Source organism: Denitratisoma sp. DHT3, assembly GCF_007833355.1.
Lineage (GTDB): Bacteria > Pseudomonadota > Gammaproteobacteria > Burkholderiales > Rhodocyclaceae > Denitratisoma.
The window spans coordinates 2,026,455-2,050,767 of sequence record NZ_CP020914.1 but is presented as its reverse complement, the minus strand read 5'-3'; the positions used below and the strand labels follow the sequence as shown (position 1 = coordinate 2,050,767).

22 protein-coding genes and 1 pseudogene are annotated in these 24,313 nt (G+C 65.3%); 9 read left to right on the top strand and 14 right to left on the bottom strand.

Annotated features, from left to right (window positions below):
• Positions 1 to 33 precede the first annotated feature (33 nt).
• The 10 genes and pseudogenes from B9N43_RS09450 to B9N43_RS09405 all read right to left on the bottom strand — a co-directional run bounded on the left by B9N43_RS09450 (position 34) and on the right by B9N43_RS09405 (position 9,281).
• Entirely contained in the window at positions 34 to 618 is a 585-nt protein-coding gene (locus B9N43_RS09450; protein ID WP_062798529.1) for a hypothetical protein, read from the bottom strand.
• 25 nt (positions 619 to 643) lie between these two features.
• A pseudogene (locus tag B9N43_RS09445) lies at positions 644 to 1,006 on the bottom strand (ATP-binding cassette domain-containing protein); the annotation flags it as partial.
• A 160-nt stretch (positions 1,007 to 1,166) separates the two neighbouring features.
• Positions 1,167 to 1,376 carry a DUF2892 domain-containing protein gene (locus tag B9N43_RS09440; RefSeq protein ID WP_004255140.1) on the bottom strand — a complete coding sequence of 70 codons (210 nt, stop codon included), beginning with the start codon at positions 1,374 to 1,376 and terminating at the stop codon, positions 1,167 to 1,169.
• Positions 1,377 to 1,396: 20 nt separating this feature from the next.
• Positions 1,397 to 2,935, bottom strand: a complete 1,539-nt coding sequence (locus B9N43_RS09435; protein WP_004255142.1) for an efflux transporter outer membrane subunit — start codon at positions 2,933 to 2,935, stop codon at positions 1,397 to 1,399.
• Positions 2,932 to 4,050, bottom strand: a complete 1,119-nt coding sequence (locus B9N43_RS09430; protein WP_004255143.1) for an ABC transporter permease — start codon at positions 4,048 to 4,050, stop codon at positions 2,932 to 2,934. Before B9N43_RS09430 ends, B9N43_RS09435 begins: the two co-directional genes overlap by 4 nt.
• Before the next feature lie 4 nt (positions 4,051 to 4,054).
• The gene (locus B9N43_RS09425) at positions 4,055 to 5,224 is read right to left on the bottom strand and encodes an ABC transporter permease (RefSeq protein ID WP_004255145.1); all 1,170 of its coding nucleotides are present in this window, start codon (positions 5,222 to 5,224) and stop codon (positions 4,055 to 4,057) included.
• Positions 5,221 to 6,993 carry an ATP-binding cassette domain-containing protein gene (locus tag B9N43_RS09420; protein ID WP_004255148.1) on the bottom strand — a complete coding sequence of 591 codons (1,773 nt, stop codon included), beginning with the start codon at positions 6,991 to 6,993 and terminating at the stop codon, positions 5,221 to 5,223. The genes B9N43_RS09425 and B9N43_RS09420 overlap by 4 nt, the downstream gene beginning before the upstream one ends.
• Position 6,994: 1 nt before the next feature.
• The gene (gene hlyD, locus B9N43_RS09415) at positions 6,995 to 8,032 is read right to left on the bottom strand and encodes a secretion protein HlyD (RefSeq protein ID WP_012584794.1); all 1,038 of its coding nucleotides are present in this window, start codon (positions 8,030 to 8,032) and stop codon (positions 6,995 to 6,997) included.
• A 27-nt stretch (positions 8,033 to 8,059) separates the two neighbouring features.
• Positions 8,060 to 8,485: a hypothetical protein gene (locus B9N43_RS09410; protein WP_083768689.1), complete on the bottom strand. Its 426-nt coding sequence runs from the start codon at positions 8,483 to 8,485 to the stop codon at positions 8,060 to 8,062.
• A gap of 187 nt (positions 8,486 to 8,672) precedes the next feature.
• Complete coding sequence (locus B9N43_RS09405; RefSeq protein ID WP_004255154.1) at positions 8,673 to 9,281, bottom strand: TetR/AcrR family transcriptional regulator; 609 nt, start codon at positions 9,279 to 9,281, stop codon at positions 8,673 to 8,675.
• Positions 9,282 to 9,616: 335 nt separating this feature from the next.
• On the opposite strand from B9N43_RS09405, the gene B9N43_RS09400 reads away from it, so the two are divergent.
• The 8 genes from B9N43_RS09400 to B9N43_RS09360 all read left to right on the top strand — a co-directional run bounded on the left by B9N43_RS09400 (position 9,617) and on the right by B9N43_RS09360 (position 17,800).
• Positions 9,617 to 11,371 (top strand): PHA/PHB synthase family protein, encoded by a 1,755-nt coding sequence (locus B9N43_RS09400; protein ID WP_145842001.1) that lies wholly within the window; start codon positions 9,617 to 9,619, stop codon positions 11,369 to 11,371.
• Positions 11,372 to 11,495: 124 nt separating this feature from the next.
• Complete coding sequence (locus B9N43_RS09395) at positions 11,496 to 11,939, top strand: phasin family protein (RefSeq protein WP_004255160.1); 444 nt, start codon at positions 11,496 to 11,498, stop codon at positions 11,937 to 11,939.
• A gap of 10 nt (positions 11,940 to 11,949) precedes the next feature.
• Entirely contained in the window at positions 11,950 to 12,696 is a 747-nt protein-coding gene (gene phbB, locus B9N43_RS09390; RefSeq protein ID WP_004255163.1) for an acetoacetyl-CoA reductase, read from the top strand.
• 264 nt (positions 12,697 to 12,960) lie between these two features.
• The gene (locus tag B9N43_RS09380) at positions 12,961 to 13,914 is read left to right on the top strand and encodes a LysR family transcriptional regulator (RefSeq protein WP_012584798.1); all 954 of its coding nucleotides are present in this window, start codon (positions 12,961 to 12,963) and stop codon (positions 13,912 to 13,914) included.
• Positions 13,915 to 14,486: 572 nt separating this feature from the next.
• Positions 14,487 to 15,071 (top strand): anthranilate synthase component II, encoded by a 585-nt coding sequence (locus tag B9N43_RS09375; RefSeq protein ID WP_145842000.1) that lies wholly within the window; start codon positions 14,487 to 14,489, stop codon positions 15,069 to 15,071.
• Positions 15,072 to 15,081: 10 nt separating this feature from the next.
• Positions 15,082 to 16,107, top strand: a complete 1,026-nt coding sequence (gene trpD / locus B9N43_RS09370) for an anthranilate phosphoribosyltransferase (protein WP_145841999.1) — start codon at positions 15,082 to 15,084, stop codon at positions 16,105 to 16,107.
• Positions 16,107 to 16,895 carry an indole-3-glycerol phosphate synthase TrpC gene (trpC, locus tag B9N43_RS09365; RefSeq protein WP_145841998.1) on the top strand — a complete coding sequence of 263 codons (789 nt, stop codon included), beginning with the start codon at positions 16,107 to 16,109 and terminating at the stop codon, positions 16,893 to 16,895. The genes trpD and trpC overlap by 1 nt, the downstream gene beginning before the upstream one ends.
• Before the next feature lie 23 nt (positions 16,896 to 16,918).
• The gene (locus tag B9N43_RS09360; protein ID WP_145841997.1) at positions 16,919 to 17,800 is read left to right on the top strand and encodes an alpha/beta fold hydrolase; all 882 of its coding nucleotides are present in this window, start codon (positions 16,919 to 16,921) and stop codon (positions 17,798 to 17,800) included.
• A gap of 73 nt (positions 17,801 to 17,873) precedes the next feature.
• Here B9N43_RS09360 and secA read toward each other — a convergent pair whose 3' ends face one another.
• On the bottom strand, positions 17,874 to 20,597 hold the full coding sequence (gene secA, locus B9N43_RS09355) for a preprotein translocase subunit SecA (RefSeq protein ID WP_145841996.1): 2,724 nt from the start codon (positions 20,595 to 20,597) through the stop codon (positions 17,874 to 17,876).
• A 69-nt stretch (positions 20,598 to 20,666) separates the two neighbouring features.
• On the bottom strand, positions 20,667 to 21,578 hold the full coding sequence (locus B9N43_RS09350) for a M23 family metallopeptidase (protein ID WP_145841995.1): 912 nt from the start codon (positions 21,576 to 21,578) through the stop codon (positions 20,667 to 20,669).
• Here B9N43_RS09350 and B9N43_RS09345 point away from each other — a divergent pair.
• Positions 21,573 to 22,073, top strand: coding sequence for a DciA family protein (locus tag B9N43_RS09345; RefSeq protein ID WP_145841994.1), 501 nt, complete (start codon positions 21,573 to 21,575; stop codon positions 22,071 to 22,073). The two genes, B9N43_RS09350 and B9N43_RS09345, sit on opposite strands and share 6 nt — an antisense overlap.
• 8 nt (positions 22,074 to 22,081) lie before the next feature.
• Here B9N43_RS09345 and lpxC read toward each other — a convergent pair whose 3' ends face one another.
• Both lpxC and ftsZ read right to left on the bottom strand, forming a co-directional pair.
• Positions 22,082 to 22,996 carry a UDP-3-O-acyl-N-acetylglucosamine deacetylase gene (lpxC, locus tag B9N43_RS09340; protein ID WP_145841993.1) on the bottom strand — a complete coding sequence of 305 codons (915 nt, stop codon included), beginning with the start codon at positions 22,994 to 22,996 and terminating at the stop codon, positions 22,082 to 22,084.
• 98 nt (positions 22,997 to 23,094) lie between these two features.
• The gene (gene ftsZ / locus B9N43_RS09335; protein ID WP_145841992.1) at positions 23,095 to 24,276 is read right to left on the bottom strand and encodes a cell division protein FtsZ; all 1,182 of its coding nucleotides are present in this window, start codon (positions 24,274 to 24,276) and stop codon (positions 23,095 to 23,097) included.
• Between the last annotated feature and the right edge of the window lie 37 nt (positions 24,277 to 24,313).

The following is a 24,313-nucleotide window of genomic DNA, read 5'->3' as shown; positions in this document are numbered from 1 at the left end:
CATTACTCCATGACTCGCTTTTGCCTTCAGCCCCTAAGAGACAGCCAGTCCCGCCCGGTATAGGGCGAAGGCCTCGACGGCCTCCCGCAAGAACCACCCCCTCCACTGCGGCGCGGTAGGGGTCCGGAGCACCAGTTCCTGGATGACACTGACAAGCGAAATTGCCTCAGCACTTGGTTGCACGTCGACCCTGACCAGGCCCTGCTGTTTGGCGCGGGCGATGATTCGGGCTAGGCGGGTGGCGTAGTTAGCGATGAGCATCCGGATGCGCCGCTGAAGGCTGGGGTCGCCATCCTGTGCCAACCACGACAACAGTCGCCGGGGAACGCCGGGGTGCCTGGCGATGAACGCGATCTGCTGCTGGAATACGCTCTCCAGTTCCCGCAGCGGGTCGTCTTTCCTCTCGCTCTTGACTGAGCGCAAGAGCCGGCCTCTCACTCTGGCAATAAACCTTTTTCGGCTACCGCGGCTGTCCGTCTGCGGAGGCGACCATCGATCCTCGGCCGCGGCGGCGGTTCCAAGCAGACTTTTCATATCCGCGAACAGGTAGTGGCGCGTGGTTTCCCACCACCGCTTGAGATGCTCCTGCTCGAAACGATTCATGCTGTCGTCCGTCATGGTGCCTCCTCCCTTATTTGCAAGGTCATTCAAACCCCCGCCCTTCACCGGCGTCTCCATGGGTCACGCCATCGCGGATGTGGTAGATGCGCTTGAATGTGGGGATGATCTTTTCGTCATGGGTGACGACGATGATGGCGGTCTCGAACTTCCGGGCCATGTCATTGAGGATGCGGATCACAGCAATGGCGCGCTCGCTGTCGAGAGGCGCGGTGCGCTCATCGGCCAGGATCACCGGCGGGCGATTGACCAATCCGCATGCGATGGCGACCCGTTGCTGCTCGCCACCGGAGAGTTGCGAGGGCATGGCGCGAGCCCGGTGTTGCACATCGAGCGCCGTAAGCAGTTCCAGCGCCTTCGCGCGCGACTCCCCATTCGCGACGGATGCCGGATCGAACTCGAATGGCTTGCGGTTACGCGTCGGTGCCTCTCGCCCGCCTTGCACCATGCCGCATTCCACCAGGAGGCGGGCGTTGGCAGCTTCCACCAGAAAACACGAGCCCGTGACTTCGCGTGCCGCACCCAGAAAACTCAGCTTCATGGGATGTTCACTCCGGCTTCTTCTCTTGCATCGGGCAGGTGCTCAGGCCGAACAGGCGGTAGCCTGGGCAGCGGCCAGCCAGCCCTGTGATGAGAGGCATGAATCCAATGAGTCCCAGCCAACGCCAGGATGAGTCCAGCCACAATGGGAGACTGAGGAGAACCAGTCCGATGACGACGCGCACAATGCGGTCGAGCCGTCCAACGTTGATTTGCATGACGGTCTCCTTGTGTTGAGTCAGCGGCTTGAAAACGCGACGGGGGCGGCAGCGCCCCGCAGCGGATGGGTTGCGGTCGATGCCGTCGTGGATACGTCCCAGCCACCGCCAAGGGCCTTGTACAGCGCCACCAATTGCACGGCGGCGTTGGTATGTGCCCGCGCGGCTGCGGTTTCGGCCTCATGCAGGCTGCGCTGGGCAGCCAGCAGTTCGACCAGCGCGATGTCGCCCGCCGCGTAGCGCGTCCTGGTGTGGCCGTAGGTTGTGCGCGCGGCATCCAGTGCCATGCCGCGGCGTTCCAGTGTGTCCAGCCCGCCGTGGTAGTCGCCCAGCGCGCGCTCGGCGTCGCCCAGCGCCGTCAGCACGGCCTGCTCATAGGCCAGCGCGGCCTGCCGCTCGGCCGCCTCGCGTGCCCGAATTTCGGCTCGCACACGGCCACCGTCGAACAGGCGCCAGGAAATCAGCGGCAGGATGGAAAAACGCGAGCTGGATGCATCGAACCAATCGCCCGTACTGAGCGCCTGAAACCCGCCGCCGACACCGATGGAGAGTTTGGGGAACAACTCGGCCGTGGCCACGCCGATGTCGGCAGAACTCGCTGCGAGGCGACGTTCCGCAGCCAGCACGTCAGGACGTCGGCGCAGCATATCTGCGCGCTCGCCCACCGGCAGTGCCCGCAGCGTGCTCGGCGTCAAGGGGCCATCAAGCAGTGCCAGCTCCCGCTCCGGCGGTGCGCCCAGCAGCACGCCCAGGCTGAGCACCGCGGTGCGCTGGCGCGCCTGGATATCCGGGATGAGCGCGTTGACTGCTGTCCATTGGGCGTACGCCGCCTCCACGTCGGCGGCCGACGCGTCGCCCAGCGCGTGCCGCAGGCGCACCAATTCAAAGGTCTGCTGCAGCGTATCCAGCGTGGCGCGTTGTGCGTGCAACTCGTAGCGGGCGCCGACGGCGGTGAACCAGGTGCGCGCGACCTCGGCCACGATACGCATGCGTACGCCCTGTGCCTCGGCTTCGGTCGCCTGCAGGCGGGCGCTGGCGCCTTCCAGGGCGCGCCGCTTGGCCCCGAACAAGTCGGCCTCCCAGGCCGCGTCGAAGCCCGCGTCGTAGATGGTCTGCGTGGCGTCAAGACCGGGGATGGAGCCTACGGGCAAGGGGCCGTTCTCGCTTTGACGGCGCCGGTTGACGCTCGCGCCTGCGGCGGCGGTGGGCAGTGCCTCGCCGGCCACACGTTCGCGCAGGGCGCGTGCCTCATCGATGCGTGCCGCAGCCTGGCGCAGATCCAGGTTCTGTGCCAGCGCTGTGGCCATCAGGCGATCGAGGACTGGATCGTCCAGTGCAGACCACCATTGGCTCAAGTCTGCGGACTGGGATTCACTTGCCAACGGCAAGGTCCAGCCGCTGCCGACGTCGACCGGCGGCGGCTCGCGGTAGTCGGGGCCCACGGTTGCGCAGGCAGTCAGCAGCACGCACGACAGGGCCAGCGCGACCGGACGCACGCGCCCAGGGGTCAGGCCGGTGACGGTTGCGCGAAGAAAGGGAGTGCGGGTCTTGGATTTCATTGCAGGCGTCCTCGGACGAATACGGTGGCCATCGTCAGCGTGGCGAGGGCGATGATCGCCAGCGGCCACAGGCTGGCGAGAATGTCACCGGGCGGCATGGCCTTGAGAAAGCTGCCTTCGACGATGATGAGGAAATGGGTCAGCGGAATGGCCTGAGCCAGCCATTGCAGAACGACGGGCATGTTTTCCACAGGCGTCGCAAAACCTGACATCAGCACCGCCGGCACGCCGACGGCGAACGCCCCCAGGATGGCCTGCTGCTGCGTCATGCTGACCGCGGAAATCATCAGACCGATGCCGACCACCGAGGCGATGAACAGCACCAGGCTGGCAAGCAGGAGTGCAAACGAGCCCGTAAATGGGATGCCGAACAGGAAGACGCCCGCGCTGATCATGAACAGGCCCAGCCCGGTGCCAATTGCGAGTGCCGGCAGCGACTTGGAGATGATGATCTCGGGCGTCGAGGTGGGCGACACCAGCAACTGGTCGAAGGTGCCCAGCTCGCGCTCGCGCGCGATCGACAACGAGGTGATCAAGAGCGAGCTGAACAGCGCCAGGATGCCCGTCAGCCCGGGCACGATGAACCAGCGGTAGACCAGATTCGGGTTGAACCAGTGGCGCACGACCACGGGCGTTGGTGCCTGAGCGTCGGGCACGACCTCGGCGCCGACATCGGCGGCGATGGTGGACAGATAGGCCACGGTGATCTGCCCGGAGTTGCTGCGCCGGCCATCGACCAGTACCTGCGCGCGGCCACTTTCGCCGGCCGCGATGGAGCGCGAGAAATCCACCGGGATGGCGAGCGCGGCGATCACCTCGCCACGGTCGATCAGCTCGTGGAGCTGCTGCTGGCTGTCGACATGCCGGACGTGGGTGATGAAGCGGGCGCTGTCCAGTCGCTGTACCAACTCGTGCGACCACCGCCCCGCATCCTGATCGTAGACGGCGATATCGACGTTGCGCACTTCCAGCGTCGCGGCAAAGGCGAACACTAGCAACTGCAGGATCGGCGGCACGAACACCACCATGCGGCTGCGCGGATCGCGCAGGACGCTGAGCACTTCCTTGATGAACTGGGCGCGCAGGCGGGTGAACGAGAATGCGGAAGTCAACATCGCGTCACTCCAAGTTCTTGCGCGTGGCGCGCTTGGCGATCACGAAGAACAGCACCCCGATCGCCGCCATGGCCGCCAGGTTGGGCAGGAACACGGCCCAGATGTCGCCGGCCAGGAACACCGTCTTCAGCGAATCGACGAAGTAGCGCGCCGGAACCACCAAGGTGATGGCGCGGATCGGTGCCGGCATGGCGTCGATCTCGTACAGAAAGCCCGACAACATGAAGGCCGGCAGGAAGCCCGTGAACAGCGCGATCTGCGCGGCCAGGAACTGGTTGCGTGCCAGCGACGAGATCAGCAGACCCTGACCCAGCGCCGGCACCATGAACACCGCCGACAAGAGCAACAGGGACAGCAAGGAGCCGCGCATCGGGACGCCGAACACGAACACCGCCAGCGCCGATGCGCCCAGCGTGGACAGCATGCCGAGCGCGAAGTACGGCAGCAGCTTGCCGATCAGGATTTCGGCCACCGAGGCCGGCGTGGACAGCACTGCCTCCATGGTGCCGCGCTCCCATTCACGCGCCACCACCAGTGCAGTCAGCATGGTGCCGATGATGGTCATGACGATGGCGATGGCGCCGGGAATCAGTGCGCGTCGGCTTTCCAGTTCGGGGTTGAACCAGTAGCGCGGCTCCAGCATGATGGACTGCGCCGGTGCTCCGACGTCCAGTCCGGCACGCCAGGACTGGACCACGCCACGGGCGTAGTTCTCGACGTAGTTGGCGGTATTGGGGTAGGAGCCATCGGTGACGATCTGCACCAGCGGCTCGCTGCCACGGAGGGCCAGACGCTGCTCGAAATCCTGCGGGATCACCACGTAGCCGCGCAGGTCGCCTGAGACCAGTTGGTCGGCTACTTCGCGCCGGTCATGGGCGAAGTGCGTATTCAGGAAGCGAGTGCCCGAAAACGCTGCGGCCAGCGACTGTGCCGATGCGCCGGGCGACTCCAGGACCACGCCGACACGGACATCCTTCGCATCCAGCGACACCGCATAGGCGAACAGCAGCAGCAACACCACCGGGAGCACGAACGCGATCAGCAGCGTCGAGGGGTCGCGCAGCGCCTGGTAGCTTTCCTTGGTCACCAGGGCGATCAAGCGCCGTAGATCAAAATGGCGCAAGTCGGTCTGCAGGGAGTCACTTCCGTCTTTGTGCATTGTGGCGCCGTTCATGTGGCGGCCTCCAGCTCGCGGTCTGACGACTCCACCAGGTGGATGAAGGCGTCCTCCATCGTCGGGTCGGGCCGTTCGGGGCTGACCGCCGAACGTTTGAGCGCGTCGGGCGTATCCAGCGCGATCAGTTGCGCACGCGAGAGCATGGCCACGCGGTCGCAGTATTCGGCCTCGTCCATGAAGTGGGTGGTGACCATGATGGTCACGCCCTTGCGGGCCAGTCCGTTGATGTGGGTCCAGAATTCGCGCCGGGTGATCGGGTCCACGCCCGAAGTGGGCTCATCCAGGAACAGCACGGGCGGCCGGTGCATCAGCGAACAAGCCAAGGCCAGGCGCTGCTTATGTCCCAGCGGCAGGGAATCGGGCGTGGCGGACAACCAGTCGCCCAGATCGAAGGTTTCGATCATCTCGGCAATGCGCTCGCGCCGGGTGTTGCCTTCCAGTCCGTAGACGCCGGCCGAGAATTCCAGGTTCTGCTGCACCGAGAGCAGGCCGTAGAGCGAAAACTTCTGCGCCATGTAGCCGAGCCGGCTCTTGGCTGCGCCGGTGGCGCGGCGCAGATCATGGCCCACCACATGCGCTTCGCCAGCAGTGGGTTTCAACAGGCCGCACAACATCTTGAAGGTGGTGGACTTGCCGGCGCCGTTGGGGCCGAGCAGGCCGAAGATTTCGCCCTTTTGCACCTCGAAGCTGACGTTGTCGGTGGCGGTGAACTCACCGAAGCGCTTGGTGAGGTTTCGGCACGACACGGCAATATCGGAACCCAGCTCAACCGGCGGCAGACGCTCGGCCAGCGTCGAAGTGCCGCCGGGGCCGCCACCGAGCAGATCGATGAAGGCGTCTTCGAAGCGCGCGGGCACCTGCGCCAGTCGCACCTGCGCCTGATCGGACAGGGCCTGGAGCTGCTCCGCTTGAGCGCCCTCGCGCAACACCACGCGCACGCCGGCGCCCTGGATCACGCCATCGCTCACGCTGGGCAGGTCGAGTGCCTGGGTCAGGACCGCTCGGCGCTCGGCACCGACGTCTTCCAGACGGAAACTGCGGCCTTCGAGCTGCGCGGTCAGCTCCTGCGGCGGGCCCTCGAACAGGAGCTGCCCTTGGTTCAGCAGCAGCACGCTCTCACAGCGCTCGGCTTCGTCGAGATAGGCGGTGGACCAGACCACGGCCATGCCTTCATCGGTCAGCGCCTGCACCATGCGCCACAAGTCCAGGCGGCTGACCGGGTCGACACCCACGCCCGGCTCGTCCAGCAGCAGCACCTTCGGCCGCGCCATGAGCGCACAGGCCAGGCCCAGCTTCTGCTTCATGCCGCCGGAGAGCTTGCCGGCCAGGCGTTTGGTGAAGGGTCCGAGCCGCGTGAAGTCCAACAGCTCGGCAAACAGATCGGCGTTGCGGTCCGCATCCATGCCGCGCAACTGCGCATACAGGCGCATGTTCTCCATCACCGACAGGTCTTCGTACAGTCCAAAGCGTTGCGGCATGTAGCCGCTGGCGACGTGAATGGCGTCGTTGTCCTTGACCACGTCATAGCCTGCCAAGGTGACGTGGCCGGCGTTCGGCACCAGGAGGCCGGTCAGAATCCGCATCAGCGTCGTCTTGCCGGCGCCGTCCGGGCCGACCAGACCGGTCAGCCGCCCATAGTGGATGCGCGCGCTCAAGCCCCGCAGAGCCTTTATGTCGCCGAAATGCTTGTCCACGCCCTCGATGACGACGGCAGCGTCTTCGCCCGCACCAGCAGGCACGGCGGCGATGGCACGGCTTGCCTGCATTTCACCGCTCCCCCGGGATACCGGTGCCGGCTTTCGCATCGACCTCGATCGTCACCGGCATGCCCTGGCGCAAGGCACTGTCGCTGTCGGCTTCGTCGATGACGATGCGCAGGCGGTACACCAGATCCGTGCGCAAATCCGTCGTCTCCACCGTCTTGGGGGTGAACTCGGCGCGCGGCGAGATGAAGCCGATCTGGCCGCGATAGACCTTCTCTGATGAATCGCTTTTGACGCGTACCACAGTACCGGGCGCGATGCGCCCCAAGTCCGACTCGCCCACGTAGGCGCGCACGTAAACCGGCTTGTCCAGGCTCAGGCTGTAGACCGCGCTCTGGCTTGCAACCATGCTGCCGGGCTCGCGCACCCGTGCGATGACGGTGCCACTACTGGGCGCCACCAATTCGGTGTCCGCCAAGGCTGTCGTGGCTTGCGCTGCGGCAGCCTGAGCGGCCGCAAGGCGAGCTTCTGCCGCGGCGATGTCTTCCTTGCGGAAGCCTTCGGATGCTTGCGACAGGGCCGCCTTCGCTGCTTCGACGCCAGCGGCTGCCTGGTCTCGCGCCGTGCGGGCGGCATCGACCGTACGCTGGCTGCTGGCACCCGATGTCAGCAGGCCACTCTGGCGCTTGAAATTCCGCTCGGTCTCGGTGGCGAGCGCCTGTGCCTGCCTGAGGGCCTCGCGCGCCTGGGTGATTTCCTGCGGTCGCAGGCCGCGGCGCAGCTTGGCCAGTTCCGCCTGCGCCACCTGCACCTGGGCCTGCGCTGCCGCAAGGGCTTCCCGATAGGGTTGCGCGTCAAGCGCCGCCAGGCGCGCGCCCACGCTGACGGCATCGCCCTCGTCGAAAGCCATTTGCATCACGCGCCCGGGCTGACGGAAGGCCAGTTGCACCTCGCGGATATCGACGTTGCCGTAGAGGCGCAATGCATCTTGTTGTCCATGGTCGCGCGACAGCCAGAACGCCAGTGCGCCGCCAAGAGCGAGCAAGACGACGGCGATCACGACCCAACGGGTTTTTCTGGAGAGGAGGTTTGGAGTTTTCATCGATGGGTTTCCGCTGGATAAAGGTGCTCAGTGCTCGCGTGCGACCGGCGCATTCGCCGCTGACCGGCGCCAGGCGATGGCCGCTATGCCAGCCCACACCAACGTGCGCAGCGTCATGGCGACCACCGTGCGTCGCTCCCAGGCGCCACCCAGAGCCACATGCACTCCGAAAGCGAGGAACACGAGTGCGGTCGCCACCGTGATGACAATCGCCAACCACGCGGCCCAGCGCCGGCGCATCCACAAGCCGACGCCGGCGACGATGTAGGCGAACCCGGCCAGAAAATTGAACCAGAGCACGAAAGGCACATAGTGGCCGGCGGCTTGGCGCGCCGCGCCGTCGACAAACAGAACGGCGCCGCCCTCCCGAAGAGTGAGCAGGCCGAAGCCGATCGCGAGCAGGGAGATCAGCCAGTTCCAGAGGCTGCGTTGTGGATGAGTGGTCATCTTCATGGCCTTTACTTGATCGCGGAAACTCCCAAGCCTTCGCCGTCGTCGCGGCGTGCGTGTGCGTTCCGCCGGGCGGTCGGGCTGAGTGTTGAATGACGCGGATTCGCGCTGGAGGCGCAACGCGATCGCATGACCGTGGTGTGCCTCTCGGCCGACCGGGCAACTGCGTGGCGGCAGGATGGAAGGCGTTTCATCGGGTGTGCGTGATGCCACGGAGATAGATGGCAAACACGGCTGGCGCATCACGACGAATGCGACTGACCTTGCCGGCCAACAGCGACTGCATGACCAGTCCCTGGATCGTGCCGATGAACAACACGGCGGCGGCATCCACGTCCAGATCCGCATCCAGGTCGCCTTGCGCCTTGCCTGCCTCCATCAGGCGGCGCAGGCGCTGTTCGTATTGACGGAGCAAGGTCTGCACCATCCGCTTGGCGAGCGTCTCGCCAGAGCGTTGCAGTTCTCCGAACAGCATGCGCGGCACGCCGGGATGCTTGGCCACGAAGTCGATGTGCGTCATGAACATGGCTTCGAGTGCTGCGGCAGGAGACGCGGCGCCCTCGGCCGCCTTGTCCACGCGCACCAGTAGACGCTCACCGACCCAGGTCATCGTTGCCTCCAGGATCGCGTCCTTGGTGGGGAAGTGGCGAAACAGCGCGCCCTGCGTCAAACCCATTCGATCGGCGATGGCCGTGGTCGTGATTTCGGCCGGGTTTTGCTCCGCGGCCAAGTCCACCACCGCTTGCACTGTGGCAGCACGCCGCTCTTCAGCGGACAGATGTTGAGGACGTTCGCTCACCGATCAGACTCCATAAAGTAAGTGACCTATTACTATCCTAACATGCAAAACATCCGCGTCGCAAGATCGGGAATACGGTTCATCGCACGGGAAAGGATGGTTCCTGCCCCATCCATGGATCGTGGCCAAGTGAGCTGACGAGACCCAGGAAGCGAACACACCCCTCAGGCGGATCATGAGTAATCGGTCGGCAAGTCGGCCACCTCAGTCAGAGCAAGAGAAGCGATTTCGTTCGAGCGAAGGCGGAAATCCCCCGGGCGTTCTTCAAGGCTTTGCATCTTTTCCCGTAGGCATTATGATAGTAATAAGTTACTTACAACATCGGAAGATCAGAGATGAACACCCTTGCCATACCTGACAAGCCCGCGCCGGCACCGTCCGTCTGTCACCCCGATGTCCTGGATACGCTTGCGAACGCGTGCCGGGCACGCGGCACTGGCGGGTTGTCGCCGGCGGCGGGTTTGCTGGCTTGGTACGACTGGGCGCTGCACCTGAGCCTTTCACCGGGCAAGCAGCGCAGCCTGATCGACAAGGGGTTGCACAAGCAGCGACGCTTGGCGCGTTACGTCGCGCACGCTGCAAGTGCCCACGGCTGCCCCACGTGCATTGAGCCGTTGGAACAGGATCGGCGCTTCGAGGCGCCGGCCTGGCAGCAATGGCCGTTCAACGTGATCCACCAGGGCTTCTTGCTGCAGCAGCAGTGGTGGCACAACGCCACGACCGGCGTGCGCGGCGTGTCGCGCCATCACGAGAACATGGTCACTTTCGCCGGGCGGCAGTGGTTGGACATGTGGTCGCCATCGAATTTCGTCTGGACCAACCCGGAAGTGCTGGAAGCCATCAAAACCAGCGGCGGCGTCAACCTGTGGCGCGGCGCGATGAACTTCCTCGACGATGCACAGCGTCTTGCGCTTGACGATGAACCGGCCGGGGTCGAAGGCTTCAAGGTCGGCCAGGACGTGGCGGTCACGCCAGGAAAGGTGGTGTTCCGAAACCACCTCATCGAACTGATCCAGTACACGCCGACGACGCCCGATGTGTATGCCGAGCCGGTGTTGATCGTGCCTTCCTGGATCATGAAGTACTACATCCTCGACCTGTCACCGCACAACTCGATGGTGAAGTACCTGGTCGACCAGGGGCATACGGTGTTCATCCTTTCATGGAAGAACCCGACCGCGGCCGATCGCGACCTCGGCCTGGAGGATTACCGGTGGCTGGGGGTCATGGATGCACTGGACGCGGTCACGGCCATCGTGCCCGAGCGCAAGGTGCAGGCGGTTGGCTATTGCCTGGGCGGCACCTTGCTGACGATCGCCGCAGCCGCGATGGCGCGCGATGGCGACGAACGGCTGCACAGTTTGACGCTGCTGGCGTCGGAGACCGACTTCCGCGAGTCGGGCGAAATTGCACTTTTCATCGACGACAGTCAACTCGCCTGGCTGGAAGCCGGGATGTGGGACAAGGGCTATCTCGACGGCAAGCAGATGGCCGCCTCTTTCCAGATGCTCAACTCGCGCGACCTGATCTGGTCGCGCCGCGTGCGCGAGTACCTGCTGGGCGAACGGCAGGAGTTCAATGACCTGATGGCCTGGAATGCCGACGTGACACGCATGCCGTATCGCATGCACAGCGAGTACCTGCGGCGTTTGTATCTGAACAACGATCTGGCCGAGGGACGCTACCAGGTCGGCGGACGGCCGGTGGCGATCGCCGACATCGAAGTGCCGATGCTCATCGTCGGCACGGTGCGCGACCACGTCGCCCCCTGGCCATCCGTGTACAAAATGCACCTGCTCAGTGATGCGGAACTGACCTTCGTACTGACCAGCGGCGGGCACAACGCCGGCGTGGTCAGCGAGCCGGGGCACCCCCGGCGCAGCTACCAGATTGCGACCCGCAGCGCCGGCGCTCGCTACATCGATCCGCAAACGTGGCGTGCCGAAACCCCGCTGAACAAGGGCTCCTGGTGGCCAGCCTGGCAGCAGTGGCTGGCGCGACGTTCGACGGAGCGGGTATCGCCACCTGCCATGGGAGGCACGCAGGCGCCGCTCGGTGATGCGCCTGGTACCTATGTGGCAATGCGGTGACAAGACGCACTGAAGCCAAGACGCACTGAAGCCGAGACAAGGCCAGACCATTTCAGCAGGGACATCACTAGGGATGGCCCACACCCGCCCCAAAGGGGGCCCACCATGACCGAAGGGCACTGCAATGAGCAACGAACTGCCAATCCATCTCTACAAAGCCAATGCCGAGCTGCAACTGCAGATCACGCGCTTGCTGCAGGAGAGCAGCCATCACTGGCTCGAAGCCATGCAACAGCTCAGCGCTGGCGGCGTGCTGGAGACCACCTCGCGCATCCAGGGCCTCCAACAGGCGGCCGACTGGCAGGCGCTCGCGACTTTGCCGTCAGAGGTGTTCTGGCGCCTGTGCCAAGGCCGCATGGGCGATGCCCAAGCGGTCGGGCAAGTAGCAGCCAAGAGCCAGGCGGCCTTTGCCAATGGTCTGCGTCAAGCACTTACGACTTGGCAGGAATCTGTCTCCGAGGCATTCGGCACCAGTGGCGACGCAGCCTCTTTCACGCAGCTTTGCCAGCGCTGGGCGCAGCCCTGGACCGCCCCAAGCGCCGTACCCCAAGGCAAGACCAAGAAATGAGGGGACGGCAATGTATACGACGCAACGGACGGCGCTGGTGACGGGAGGCAACCGGGGGTTGGGCGCTGCAATCGCCCGTACCCTGCACGACGTCGGCCACCGCGTGATCGTCACGCATACCCCCGGCAACATCACGATTGGCCAGTGGCAGCAAGCGCAAGCGACACAGGGCTACACATTTGCTGCCTACGGGGTGGATGTATCCGACTACGAATCAACGCAGGAACTGGCGCGGCGCATCCACGCCGACGGTCATCGGATCGATATCCTGGTGAACAACGCCGGCATCACCCGCGACGCAACGCTGCGCAAGCTCGACAAGGCCGGGTGGGATGCCGTACTGCGCACCAACCTAGACTCCATGTTCAACGTCACCAAGCCGTTCGTCGATCCGATGGTCGAGCGCGGCTGGGGTCGCATCGTCAACATCTCGTCGATCAACGGCAGCAAGGGCCAGTTCGGGCAGACCAATTATTCGGCGGCCAAGGCCGGGGTACATGGATTCACCAAGGCGCTCGCACAGGAGGTGGCGCACAAGGGCGTGACGGTCAACACCGTCTCGCCGGGCTATTTCGCCACCAAGATGGTGATGGCGGTGCGCGAGGATGTGCGCCAGAAGATCATCGATGCGATTCCGATTGGCCGTCTCGGTCAGCCGGCCGAGATTGCGGCACTTGTCGCCTTCATCGCCAGCGAAGCCGCCGCCTTTATGACCGGCAGCAACGTGGCGATGAACGGCGGCCAGCATATGTATTGAGTAGTCGAGGGGCCTGCGGCATGAAAGTCTGGACCATTCGCTTGGGCAGTTCACCGAAGAGCATCCTTTACACACTCGGGTGCTCGGATACGAAGCATGCGCATTGACACGAGGGTGTTTGCGTGCTGACGGATAGTGATCTGCAAGTCCTCCGGTTGACCGCACGTTTAGCAGGCGTCGTCACCCTGATCCTGATTGACATCCCCATCGCTTGGTGGCTGGCTCGTACCAAGACCTGGTGGAAAGGGCCGATGGGAGGCTGCCTTGGAGCCTAGATTGCTACGCTATTTCGTTGCAGTCGCGGAAGAGCTGCATCTCGCCCGCGCGGCCGAGCGTCTCGGGATCGAGCAATCTCCCGTATCGCGAGCAATGCGCGACCTGGAAAGCCAGCTTGGCGTGCAGTTGTTCGACCGCAGCACCCGCCTGACGCGGCTGACCTGGGCCGGCCAGGTGTTCCTAGGCGAATGCCGACGCGTGATGGCCACCGTGGAGCAGGCAGTCAAGAGTGCCAAGGCGGCGGCACAGGGCTACCAGGGCCATCTGCGCATCGCGATCTGCGACGGCCTGGCGCAGCCCCGCATCGCCACCTTGCTGGCACGCAGCCGCGAGGAGGAGCCCGAGATGGAGATTCGCGTCTTCGAGCTGCCGTTCGCGCAGCAGCTCAAGACGCTGCACGACGATCTGCTGGACATCGGCTTTGCGTTGTCAAACGCGGTACATGATGGCCTCGTCGCCGAGCCGGTGTGGACCGATCCGCTGTCGGTGATCGTGCCCGCACGCCACCCCTTGCTGGCACACGTGCAGGTGCCGCTGGCCGAAGCCCTGAAGTTCCCGCTGGTTCTGTGCCATCCCGAATCGGGATCGGGCTGCCGCCATCAGATTCAAGCGCTGCTGCAGGACGCAGGCACGCCGCTCAAGCTGGTCGATGAAGTGACCAGCCTGGGCGTGATGCTGACCCTGGTCGGTGCCGGCTACGGCATCGGCTTCGCCATCGCCTCGCAGGTGCAGACGCTACAGCGCCCGGACATCTCCATTCGTCCCTTGGCCGGCAGCCCACCGGTGCTCTCTACCTACCTGCTGCGCCGCCGGGGCGAACCCTCGGAGCCCATGAAGCGGTTCATCGAGCGGGCGAAAGGCGGGCGGGACCGCGCCGCCGGAGGAGTGACCACCCCCAGAGAAGGGTGCCAGCGTCGATGGGATGCGCGTAAGGTGGTGTGATGGTAGACGGCCGTCCAGGGATGCGTGGTAAAATCAACTCGTTATGAAGCTGCTGTAGGAAGCTTGGTTTCCGCACGCAACTTCCGGTTAGCTCAACTCGGTCTGCCCATGAACCGTACCGCTTCGATCACCGTTTCTCAGTGGTGGCGCTTCCACTAGGAAGCGGCACGTCGTCGCGGTTTCGTACCGCGCCTTGCCGCCGTATCGGTAGGCAAGGTCCAGCAGATGGCTCTCCGGCACGGCGGCTCCAAGATCTTAGGAGATTGCCCGATGCCGTCAAGACGCTCAGCCTTGCCTCACTCCCCGCCAAGTCGGTTGGCGGGTAGAGTTCCTTTCGCTTCTTCTCGTCCCCGTCACCCGCGTCGAGCCGCGGGTGTCATGGGTAGTCTGTGGGCGCTGCTGCCCCTGGGCCAGCCCGGTGTGGGCGAGGCGTCGAGCCGGCGTACCGGCCCCCATCAGGCCCTGATCGACGCATCTTCCACCGCAGTCGCCCGCCAGTGTGTATATATCTGTGTATATGAAAACGCAGTTGCGCCGCACGAGTCATTAATAATCAATATGTTGGAGCAGTCATGCTGCTGATGATCGACAACTACGACTCCTTCACCTACAACCTGGTCCAGTATTTCGGCGAACTGGGCGAGGAGGTGCGGGTGTTCCGCAACGACGCCATCGACCTGGCCGGCATCGCCGCCCAGAAACCGGACCGGCTGGTGATCTCCCCCGGTCCCTGCTCCCCGGCCGAGGCCGGGATTTCGGTGGCGGCGATCCAGGAGTTCGCCGGGCGTCTGCCCATCCTCGGCGTCTGCCTGGGCCACCAGAGCATCGGCGCGGCCTTCGGCGGCCGCATCGTCCATGCGCTGCGTCCCATGCACGGCAAGACCTCGCCGGTGACCCACGCCGACTGCGGGGTGTTCAAGGGCCTGCCCAACCCGCTGACGGTGACCCGCTACCATTCCCTGGCCATCGACCGCGCCACCCTGCCGGACTGTCTGGAGGTGACGGCCTGGACCGAGGACGGCGAAATCATGGGCGTGCGTCACCGCATTTATGCCGTGGAGGGGGTGCAGTTCCACCCCGAATCCATCCTGACCCAGGACGGCCATGCGCTGCTGCGCAACTTCCTGCATCAGACCATCCAGAACCAGGGCCGTTGAGGAACCAACGATGATCACGCCCCAGGAGGCGCTCCAGCGCACCATCGAACACCGGGAAATCTTCCACGACGAAATGCTGCATTTGATGCGGCTGATCATGCGGGGGGATATCTCGCCCCTGATGACGGCCGCGATCCTCACCGGCCTGCGGGTCAAGAAGGAGACCATCGGCGAGATCTCCGCCGCGGCGCGGGTGATGCGGGAACTGTGCACCCGGGTGGAGATTCCCCTCGACCCCCGTTTCGTGGACATCGTCGGCACCGGCGGCGACGGCGCCCATACCTTCAACATTTCCACCGCCTCGGCCTTCGTCGCCGCGGCGGCGGGGGCCATCGTGGCCAAGCACGGCAATCGCAGCGTCTCCTCCAAGTCCGGCTCCGCCGACGCACTGGAAGCATTGGGCGCGAAGATCGATCTGCAGGCGCCCCAGGTGGCCGAATGCCTGCTGGCCGTGGGCATGGGCTTCATGTTCGCGCCCAACCACCATCCGGCGATGAAGAACGTCGCCGCGGTGAGGAAGGAAATGGGGGTGCGGACGATTTTCAACATCCTCGGGCCGCTGACCAACCCCGCCGGCGCGCCCAACATCCTGATGGGCGTGTTCCATCCCGATCTGGTGGGTATCCAGGTACGGGTGATGCAGGAACTCGGCGCCAGCCATGCCCTGGTGGTGTGGAGCCGCGACGGCATGGACGAGATTTCCCTCGGCGCCGCCACCCTGGTGGGCGAACTGAAGGACGGTGCCGTCCTCGAATACGAAATCCATCCCGAGGACTTCGGCCTGCCGATGGCGTCCAGCCGCAACCTGCGGGTGCAGGATTCCGCCGAGTCCCGCGCCATGCTGCTGGGTGCGCTGGAGAACCAGCCCGGTCCGGCCCGCGACATCGTCATCCTGAACGCCGGCGCCGCGCTCTATGCGGCCAACGTCGCGCCCTCGATCGCCGAGGGGGTGGTGCTGGCGCGAGAAACCATCGCCAGCGGCGCCGCCCGTGCCAAGCTGGACGAGTTCGTCAATTTCACCCGGCGTTTCGACTGATGTCCGACATTCTCGACAAGATTCTGGCCGTCAAGGCCGAGGAAGTGGCCGCCGTCCGCGCCGTCCAGTCGTTGGCGGAGGTCCGTGCCGCCGCCGCGGCCCAGGCGCCGGCGCGGGATTTCGTCGGTGCCCTGCGCGCCAGGATAGCCGCCGGCCGGCCGGCGGTGATCGCCGAGATCAAGAAGGCCAGCCCCTCCAAGGGCGTGATCCGCGCGGACTTCCGTCCCGCCGAGATCGCCGCCAGCTATCAGCGCGGTGGTGCCGCCTGTCTCTCGGTGCTGACCGACAGCCAGTTCTTCCAGGGCGCCCCCGACTACCTGCGCCAGGCCCGCGCCGCCTGCGCACTGCCGGTGTTGCGCAAGGACTTCCTGGTCGATCCGTATCAGGTCTATGAAGCGCGGGCGATGGGCGCCGACGCCATCCTGCTGATCGTCGCCGCCCTGTCCCTGGCGCAGATGCGGGAAATGGAGGCCATCGCCTCCGATCTGGGCATGGCGGTGCTGGTGGAGTCCCACGACGGCGACGAACTGGACCGGGCGCTGCAATTGAAGACGCCGCTGATCGGCATCAACAACCGCAACCTGCGTACTTTCGAAGTTTCCCTGGAGGCGACGCTGGCCCAGCTGGCGCGGATTCCCGGCGACCGCATCGTGGTCACCGAATCCGGCATCCTCACGCCCGAGGACGTGGCCCTGATGCGCCGCCACGCCGTGCATGCCTTCCTGGTCGGCGAAGCCTTCATGCGGGCGCCGGAGCCCGGCGAGGAACTGGCGCGGCTCTTCGCGTAAGCAGCAATGGGTGGAGGGATATCATGACCCAACAAATCGTCGGCCCCACCTCCCACCATTTCTTCTCCCACCGCCTCAAGCTGCATTACGTCGATTGGGGCAACGAAGGCGCGCCGCCGCTGCTGATGATCCACGGCGGCTATGACCACTGCCGCAACTGGGACTGGATGGCCGAGGACCTGCGCCGGGACTACCACATCATCGCGCCGGACCTGCGCGGCCACGGCGATTCCGCATGGGGCGTCGGCGGCAGCTACATGCTGGCCGACTTCGTCTATGACATCGCCCAGCTGCTGCGGCATACCGGGCTGAGGCCGGTGCGCATCGTCGGTCATTCCTTCGGCGGTTTCCTCAGCCTGCTCTTCGCCGGCACCTTCCCGGAGATGGTGAGCCACCTGGTGGCGATCGATCCCTTCATCCATTCCCCGGAGCAGCTCCAGGCCCAGCGCGACAAGCCGGTGGCGCCCCAGCTGATCGGCTGGATGGACCGCCTGCACCAGCTGTCCGCCCGCCAGCCGCGCCGCTACCCGACGCTGGAGGACGCGCTGCAGCGGATGCGCGGCGAGAATCCCCACCTCTCGGTGGAGCAGGCGCGGCACCTGACGATTCATGGCGTGAACCAGAACGAGGACGGCAGCTACAGTTGGAAGTTCGACAACTACATGCGCGGCATGCAGCCCCAGTTGCTGACCGGTCCCGAGTGCATGGAGCTTTGGGCGCGCATCGCCTGTCCGGTCCTGTTCCTGCGCGGCGGCGAAAGCAAATTCTCCGATCCGGAGCATAACGGCGCGCTGGCGCACTTCCGCGATGCCCGCGCGGTGAATCTGCCCGGCGCCGGGCACTGGGTGCACCACGACAAGCTGGCGCCGGTGCTCGAACTGACCCGGACTTTTCTACGGTGTTGATGCCCTAGCAGTTATGGCCTAGAGACATCCCCGCCGCCGACGGCGGGGATGTCATATCGCCGGGGGCGGCGGTTCAGGACAGCTTGCCGTGGCAGTGCTTGTACTTCTTGCCGCTGCCGCAGGGGCAGGGGTCGTTGCGCCCCACCTTGGGCGTGGCCAGCACCGGCTGTTCTGGTTTCTCTTCGCCGGTACCGAGCGCCTCGTCGTAGTCGGCGTGGTGGTACTGGACGTTTTCCAGTTGCGGCTGATGCTGCTCGGCCTCCTCGATCTGCTCCTCGGAACGGATCTCCACCGTCGTCAGCAGCCGGGTCACGTCGGTCCGCACGGAGTCCAGCAGGCCCTCGAACAGCTCGAAGGCTTCGCGCTTGTATTCCTGCTTGGGGTTCTTCTGCGCATAGCCGCGCAGGTGGATGCCCTGGCGCAGATGGTCGAGCGCCGCCAGATGCTCGCGCCAATGGCTGTCCAGGCTTTGCAGCATGACGCTGCATTCGAAGCCGTGCCAGGCCGCCTTGTCCACCGGCGCGATCTTTTCGGCATAGGCCTCGTCGGCCTTGTCCAGAATCCGGTGCAGCAGATCGTCCTCGGAAAGCTGCGGTTCTTCGACGAGCCATTGCGCCACCGGCAGCTTCAGCATCAGCTCGGCGGCCAGGGCGGTTTCCAGGCCGCGGATGTCCCATTGTTCCTCGACGCTTTCGGCCGGCACGTAGGTGCGGAACAGGTCGTGCAGCAGGCCCTGGCGCATCGCGGTGATGGTTTCCGAAATGTTGTCGGACTCCAGCAGTTCGTTGCGCTGCTGGTAGATCACCTTGCGCTGGTCGTTGGCGACGTCGTCGTATTCCAGCAGTTGCTTGCGGATGTCGAAGTTGCGCTGCTCGACCTTGCGTTGGGCCGATTCCAGCGAACGGCTCACCAGCGGGTGCTCGATGGCTTCTCCTTCGGGCATCTTCAGCCGCACCATGATGGCGTTCAGCCGGTCGCCGGCGAAGATCTTCAGCAGCGGGTCCTCCAGCGACAGGTAGAAGCGGGAGGAACCCGGATCGCCCTGGCGGCCGGAGCGGCCGCGCAACTGGTTGTCGATGCGGCGCGACTCGTGGCGTTCGGAGCCAATGATGTGCAGGCCGCCGGCGGCCACCACCTGATCGTGCAGCTTCTGCCATTCGGCGCGCAGCGCCGCGATGCGCTGCTCCCGTGCCTCGGCGGAAAGGGTCTGGTCCTCGCGCACCAGATCGACCTGCTTCTCGACGTTGCCGCCCAGCACGATGTCGGTGCCGCGCCCCGCCATGTTGGTGGCGATGGTGATCACGCCGGGACTCCCCGCCTGGGCGACGATCTCGGCCTCGCGGGCGTGCTGTTTGGCGTTCAGCACCTGGTGGGCGAGCTTCTCCCGGGTCAGCAGATCGGAGAGCAGCTCGGAGTTCTCGATCGAGGTGGTGCCCACCAGTATCGGCTGGCCGCGCTCGGCGCAGGCGCGGATGTCGTCCAGGATCGCCTTGTATTTCTCCTTGGTGGTGCGGTAGATCTGGTCGTGGGCATCCTTGCGCTGCGGCGGCCTGTTGGTGGGGATCACCACCGTTTCCAGGCCGTAGATCTGGTGGAATTCGTAGGCCTCGGTGTCGGCGGTGCCGGTCATGCCGGCCAGCTTGCCGTACATGCGGAAGTAGTTCTGGAAAGTGATCGACGCCAGGGTCTGGTTTTCCGACTGGATCGACACGCCCTCCTTGGCCTCCACCGCCTGGTGCAAGCCGTCGGACCAGCGGCGGCCGGCCATCAGGCGCCCGGTGAATTCGTCGACGATCACCACTTCGCCGTTCTGCACCACGTACTGCTGGTCCTTGTGGAACAGGTTGTGGGCGCGCAGCGCCGCGTAGAGGTGGTGGATCAGCAGGATGTTGGCCGGCTCGTAGAGGCTGCTGCCTTCGGCCAGCAGGCCCAGTTGGGTCAGGACGCGCTCGGCCTTCTCGTGGCCGGCCTCGGTCAGCAGCACCTGGTGGGACTTGAGGTCCACCGTGTAGTCGCCGCTGTCCGACTCGCCTTCGCGCTGTCCGGCTTCGCCCTTCTCCAGCAGGGGCGGCACGGCGTTCATGCGCACGTAGAGGTCGGTGTGGTCCTCCGCCTGGCCCGAGATGATCAGCGGCGTGCGGGCCTCGTCGATCAGGATCGAGTCCACCTCGTCCACGATGGCGAAGGCCAGGCCGCGCTGCACCCGTTCGCCCGCCCGATAGACCATGTTGTCGCGCAGGTAGTCGAAGCCGAACTCGTTGTTGGTGCCGTAGGTGATGTCGGCGGCGTAGGCCTGCTGCTTCTCGTCATGCGGCATCTGGGACAGGTTGCAGCCCACGGTCAATCCCAGGAAGCGGTGCAGCCGCCCCATCCATTCCGCATCGCGGCTGGCCAGGTAGTCGTTGACCGTGATGACATGGACGCCCTTGCCGGTGATGGCGTTCAGATAGGCGGGCAGGGTCGCCACCAGGGTCTTGCCCTCGCCGGTGCGCATTTCGGCGATCTTGCCGTGGTGCAGCGCCATGCCGCCGATCAGCTGGACGTCGAAATGGCGCATTCCCAGCGACCGGCGCCCTGCCTCGCGCACCACGGCGAAGGCTTCCGGCAGCAGCTGGTCGAGGGTCTCGCCCTGGGCGTGGCGCTGGCGGAATTCCTCGGTCTTGGCGGTCAGTTGCGCGTCGCTGAGTGCCTGCAGGGCGGGCTCGAGCTCGTTGATGCGGACGACGGTGGCGCGATATTGACGCAGCAGGCGGTCGTTGCGACTGCCGAAAATTTTCTTGAGAAAGCCGGTGATCATGCGGTATCCGCCCGGTTTGGGAAAGAGGCGGATTTTACCATGGGGGGCGGAGGCCCTCCGGCGTCAGTGTTAGGGGCCGTTGTTGGCCAGCGCCTGCTGCAAAAACCGGTTGGGATTCTGGGCGCCGCCGCGATAGCGGACTTCGAAATGCAGGTGCGGACCGGTGGAGCGGCCGGTGGTCCCGACCAGGGCGATCTGCTGGCCCCGTTTGACCACGGCGCCTTGCGTCACCAGCAGCTTGGAGGCATGGGCATAGCGGGTGGAGAAATCGTTGCCGTGATCGATTTCGATCACGTTGCCATATTCGGGGTGGTATTCGGCCATCGCCACGACTCCGGCGGCCGCGGCCATGATCGGCGTGCCCACCTCGGCGGAAAAGTCCACGCCTTCGTGCATGGCGCGGGAACCGGTGAAGGGGTCGATGCGCCAGCCGAAGGTCGATGCGTTCCATTGCGCGTGGACCGGCAGCGAGGTGGGCAGGAATTTCTGCCGCATGCGCTGCTCGAAGACCCTGGCCTCGAGCTGAGACAGCGAGTCGGTCCGCAGTTCCACCTGCTGGGTCAGGGCTTCCAGATCCCGCTGCAAATCGACAGCCGAAAGCGGGGTTGCCTGGCGCAGCGGACCGCCGCGTCCGGCGGCGTCGGCCTTGTTCTCCGGCAGGCGCGCGCCGGTCAGGCGGGCCAGGCGTTCGCTGAGGAAATCCAGGCGGGTGATCTGGGCCTGCATCTCCCCCAGCTTGATGGCCATGGAGCGGAGATATTCGTAGCTGCGCTGGTTCTCCTCCACACTCACCGTGCGCAGCATGTCCTGCAGAATCGGCAGGCGCAGATTGGCCGCGTGGCGTACCGTCAGGTAGGAGAACAGCGAGGAAAGCGCCAGGATCAGGAGGGCGAACAACATGCCCGCCAGCAACAGCTTGCTCGGCGTGAGGGTTATAGTCTTGGCCGTGGCCAGACGATTTGAGACGAGAATGATATGCAACGCGATCCTCCTTCCCGACGTAGACATGCGCAGCAACTGACTCAGTACCTGGAGGCCGATCCCTCGTTGGCGCAGTTCTCGGCCCATGCGCAGAAATTGCTGAAACTGCAGTGCATCTTCGAACGCGCCATTCCCCCTGCGCTGGCGCGTTATGGCCGTGTGGCCAATCTTCGGTTGGGGAAGGTCGTTATCCACGCCGGAAGCGGTGCGGTGGCGGCCAAGATCAGGCAGTTGGGGCCTCGTCTGGCCGACGTTTTTCGTGAAGCGGGGGTGCAGGTTAACGAAATCCAGATCAAAGTGCAACCCGACCCGACCGCGCGCACCGATCAACGTCACCCCGTCGCCGCGGCCTTGGGAGAGCGCACCCGGGCGGGCCTGGGCGGGCTGCAGGCCCGCCTGCCCGCCGATTCTCCGCTCAGGAGCGCCTTGCAGCGATTCCTGGAACGGGCGCCGTTGTCCCGGCGGAGACTGCGGGAATCAATGGGATCGGAATAGGGAAGGCGTCAAGCCGGTCGGGGATAGAGGTGCGCGATCCGCGCCGGCGTCCTGGCGTCGTCCTCGAAGCTGACGAATTCCCAGGCCTCGGCGTCCGCCAGCAAGGCACGCAGCAGGCGGTTGTTCATCGCATGCCCCGACTTGTGGGCGGAGAAGGCCGCCAACAGCGGGTGGCCGGCCAGATAGAGGTCGCCCACCGCGTCCAGCACCTTGTGCTTGACGAACTCGTCGGCGTAGCGCAGGCCGTCGGTGTTGAGCACCCGGTATTCGTCCATCACGATGGCGTTGCCCAGGCTGCCGCCGAGCGCCAGCCCCTGTTCCCGCAAGGCCTCGACATCCTGGGTGAAGCCGAAGGTACGGGCGCGCGCCACTTCGCGGATATAGGAGTCCTCGGCGAAGTCGATGGTGACCGAGGTGCCGGTCTGATCCACCGCCGGATGGCTGAATACGATGGAAAATGAGAGGCGGAAGCCGTCGTAGGGTTCCAGGCGCGCCCACTTGTCGCCTTCCTTCACTTCCACCGTCCTTTTCACCCGCAGAAACTTCTTGGCGGCCGCCTGCTCCTCGATTCCCGCCGATTGCAGCAGGAAGACGAAAGGCGCCGCCGACCCGTCCATGATGGGAATCTCGGCGGCATCGACATCGACATAGACATTGTCGATACCCAGCCCGGCGAGCGCCGACATCAGGTGTTCCACCGTGCCCACCTTGGCGCCGTCCCGTTCCAGGCAGGAGGCCATGCGGGTGTCGCCGACGCCGAAGGGATCGGCGCGCAATTCCACCACCGGCTCCAGGTCCACGCGCCGGAACACGATGCCCGTGCCGGGCGCCGCGGGTCTCAGGGTCAACGCCACCTTGGCGCCGGAATGAAGGCCGACGCCGGTGGTCTTGATCAGGGATTTGAGGGTGCGCTGTTTGAGCATGATTGCCTCATTTTAACGCACACGCCGCCCCGGACGGAGGCGATCGTCCGGGGCGGCGTGGCGACACATGGCGTAGGCCATGCGCGGGCGGGGGCTGCTTAGTCGGCCTGGCGGCGCAGGAAGGCGGGAATGTCGTACTTGTCCATGCCGCTGGCTTCCATGTCCCGGACCGAGGTGTTGCGGGCCCGGCCGTGGAACACCTGGGGCATCGCCGAGCCCGCGTCGTCCATGACTTCGCCGGCCGCATCGTAGGTGCCGGTGCGCAGGCCCATCGCCAGGCTTTCCACGGGTTTCAGGATCGGCTGCTGGCGCTTGCCGGCCCCGGCCTTGACCCCGAGGCCGGTGGCGACCACCGTCACCCGCAGATTGTCTTCCATGGAATCGTCGAACACGGTACCGAAGATGACCTCGGCGTCCTCGGCGGCATAGGTGCGGATGGTGCTCATCACCTCCTTGACCTCCTTCATGCCCAGGGAGTGGTTGGCGGTGATGTTGACCAGCACCCCGCGCGCGCCGGAGAGTTCGATGCCTTCCAGCAGCGGGCTGGCCACGGCCTGTTCGGCGGCGATGCGGGCGCGGTCCACGCCGGCGGCGATGGCGGAACCCATCATCGCCTTGCCCATTTCGCCCATGACGGTCTTGACGTCCTCGAAGTCCACGTTGACCAGGCCGGGCACGTTGATGATTTCGGCGATGCCGCCGACCGCGTTCTTGAGCACGTTGTCGGCGGCCTTGAAGGCGTCCTTCATGCCCACGTCCTCGCCGAGCACTTCCATCAGCTTCTCGTTGAGCACCACGATCAGTGAATCGACGTTCTGCGCCAGTTCGGTCAGCCCTTCCTCGGCCAGGCGCAGGCGCTTGCCCTCGAAGTCGAAGGGCTTGGTCACCACGGCGACGGTCAGGATGCCCATTTCCCGCGCCACCTCGGCGACGATGGGCGCGGCGCCGGTGCCGGTGCCGCCGCCCATGCCGGCGGTGATGAAGGCCATGTGGGCGCCGTCGAGGGCGGCGGCGATCTGCGCCCGCTCGGCCTCGGCCAGCTCCTTCGCCTTGTCCGGCTTGCCGCCGGCGCCCAGACCCGGGCCCAGTTGCAACCGGGTGCCGGCGCTGGAGTGCTTCAGCGCCTGGGCGTCGGTATTGGCGCAGATGAATTCCACGCCCTGGACATTCTCGCGGATCATGTGCTCGACGGCGTTGCCGCCGGCGCCGCCGACCCCGATCACCTTGATCACGGTACGGTTCGGATCCAGCTCCGCCGTGATTTCTTGCAGTTCAAACATGCTCGCCTCCTTCAATAGCCACAAATCGATTTCAACA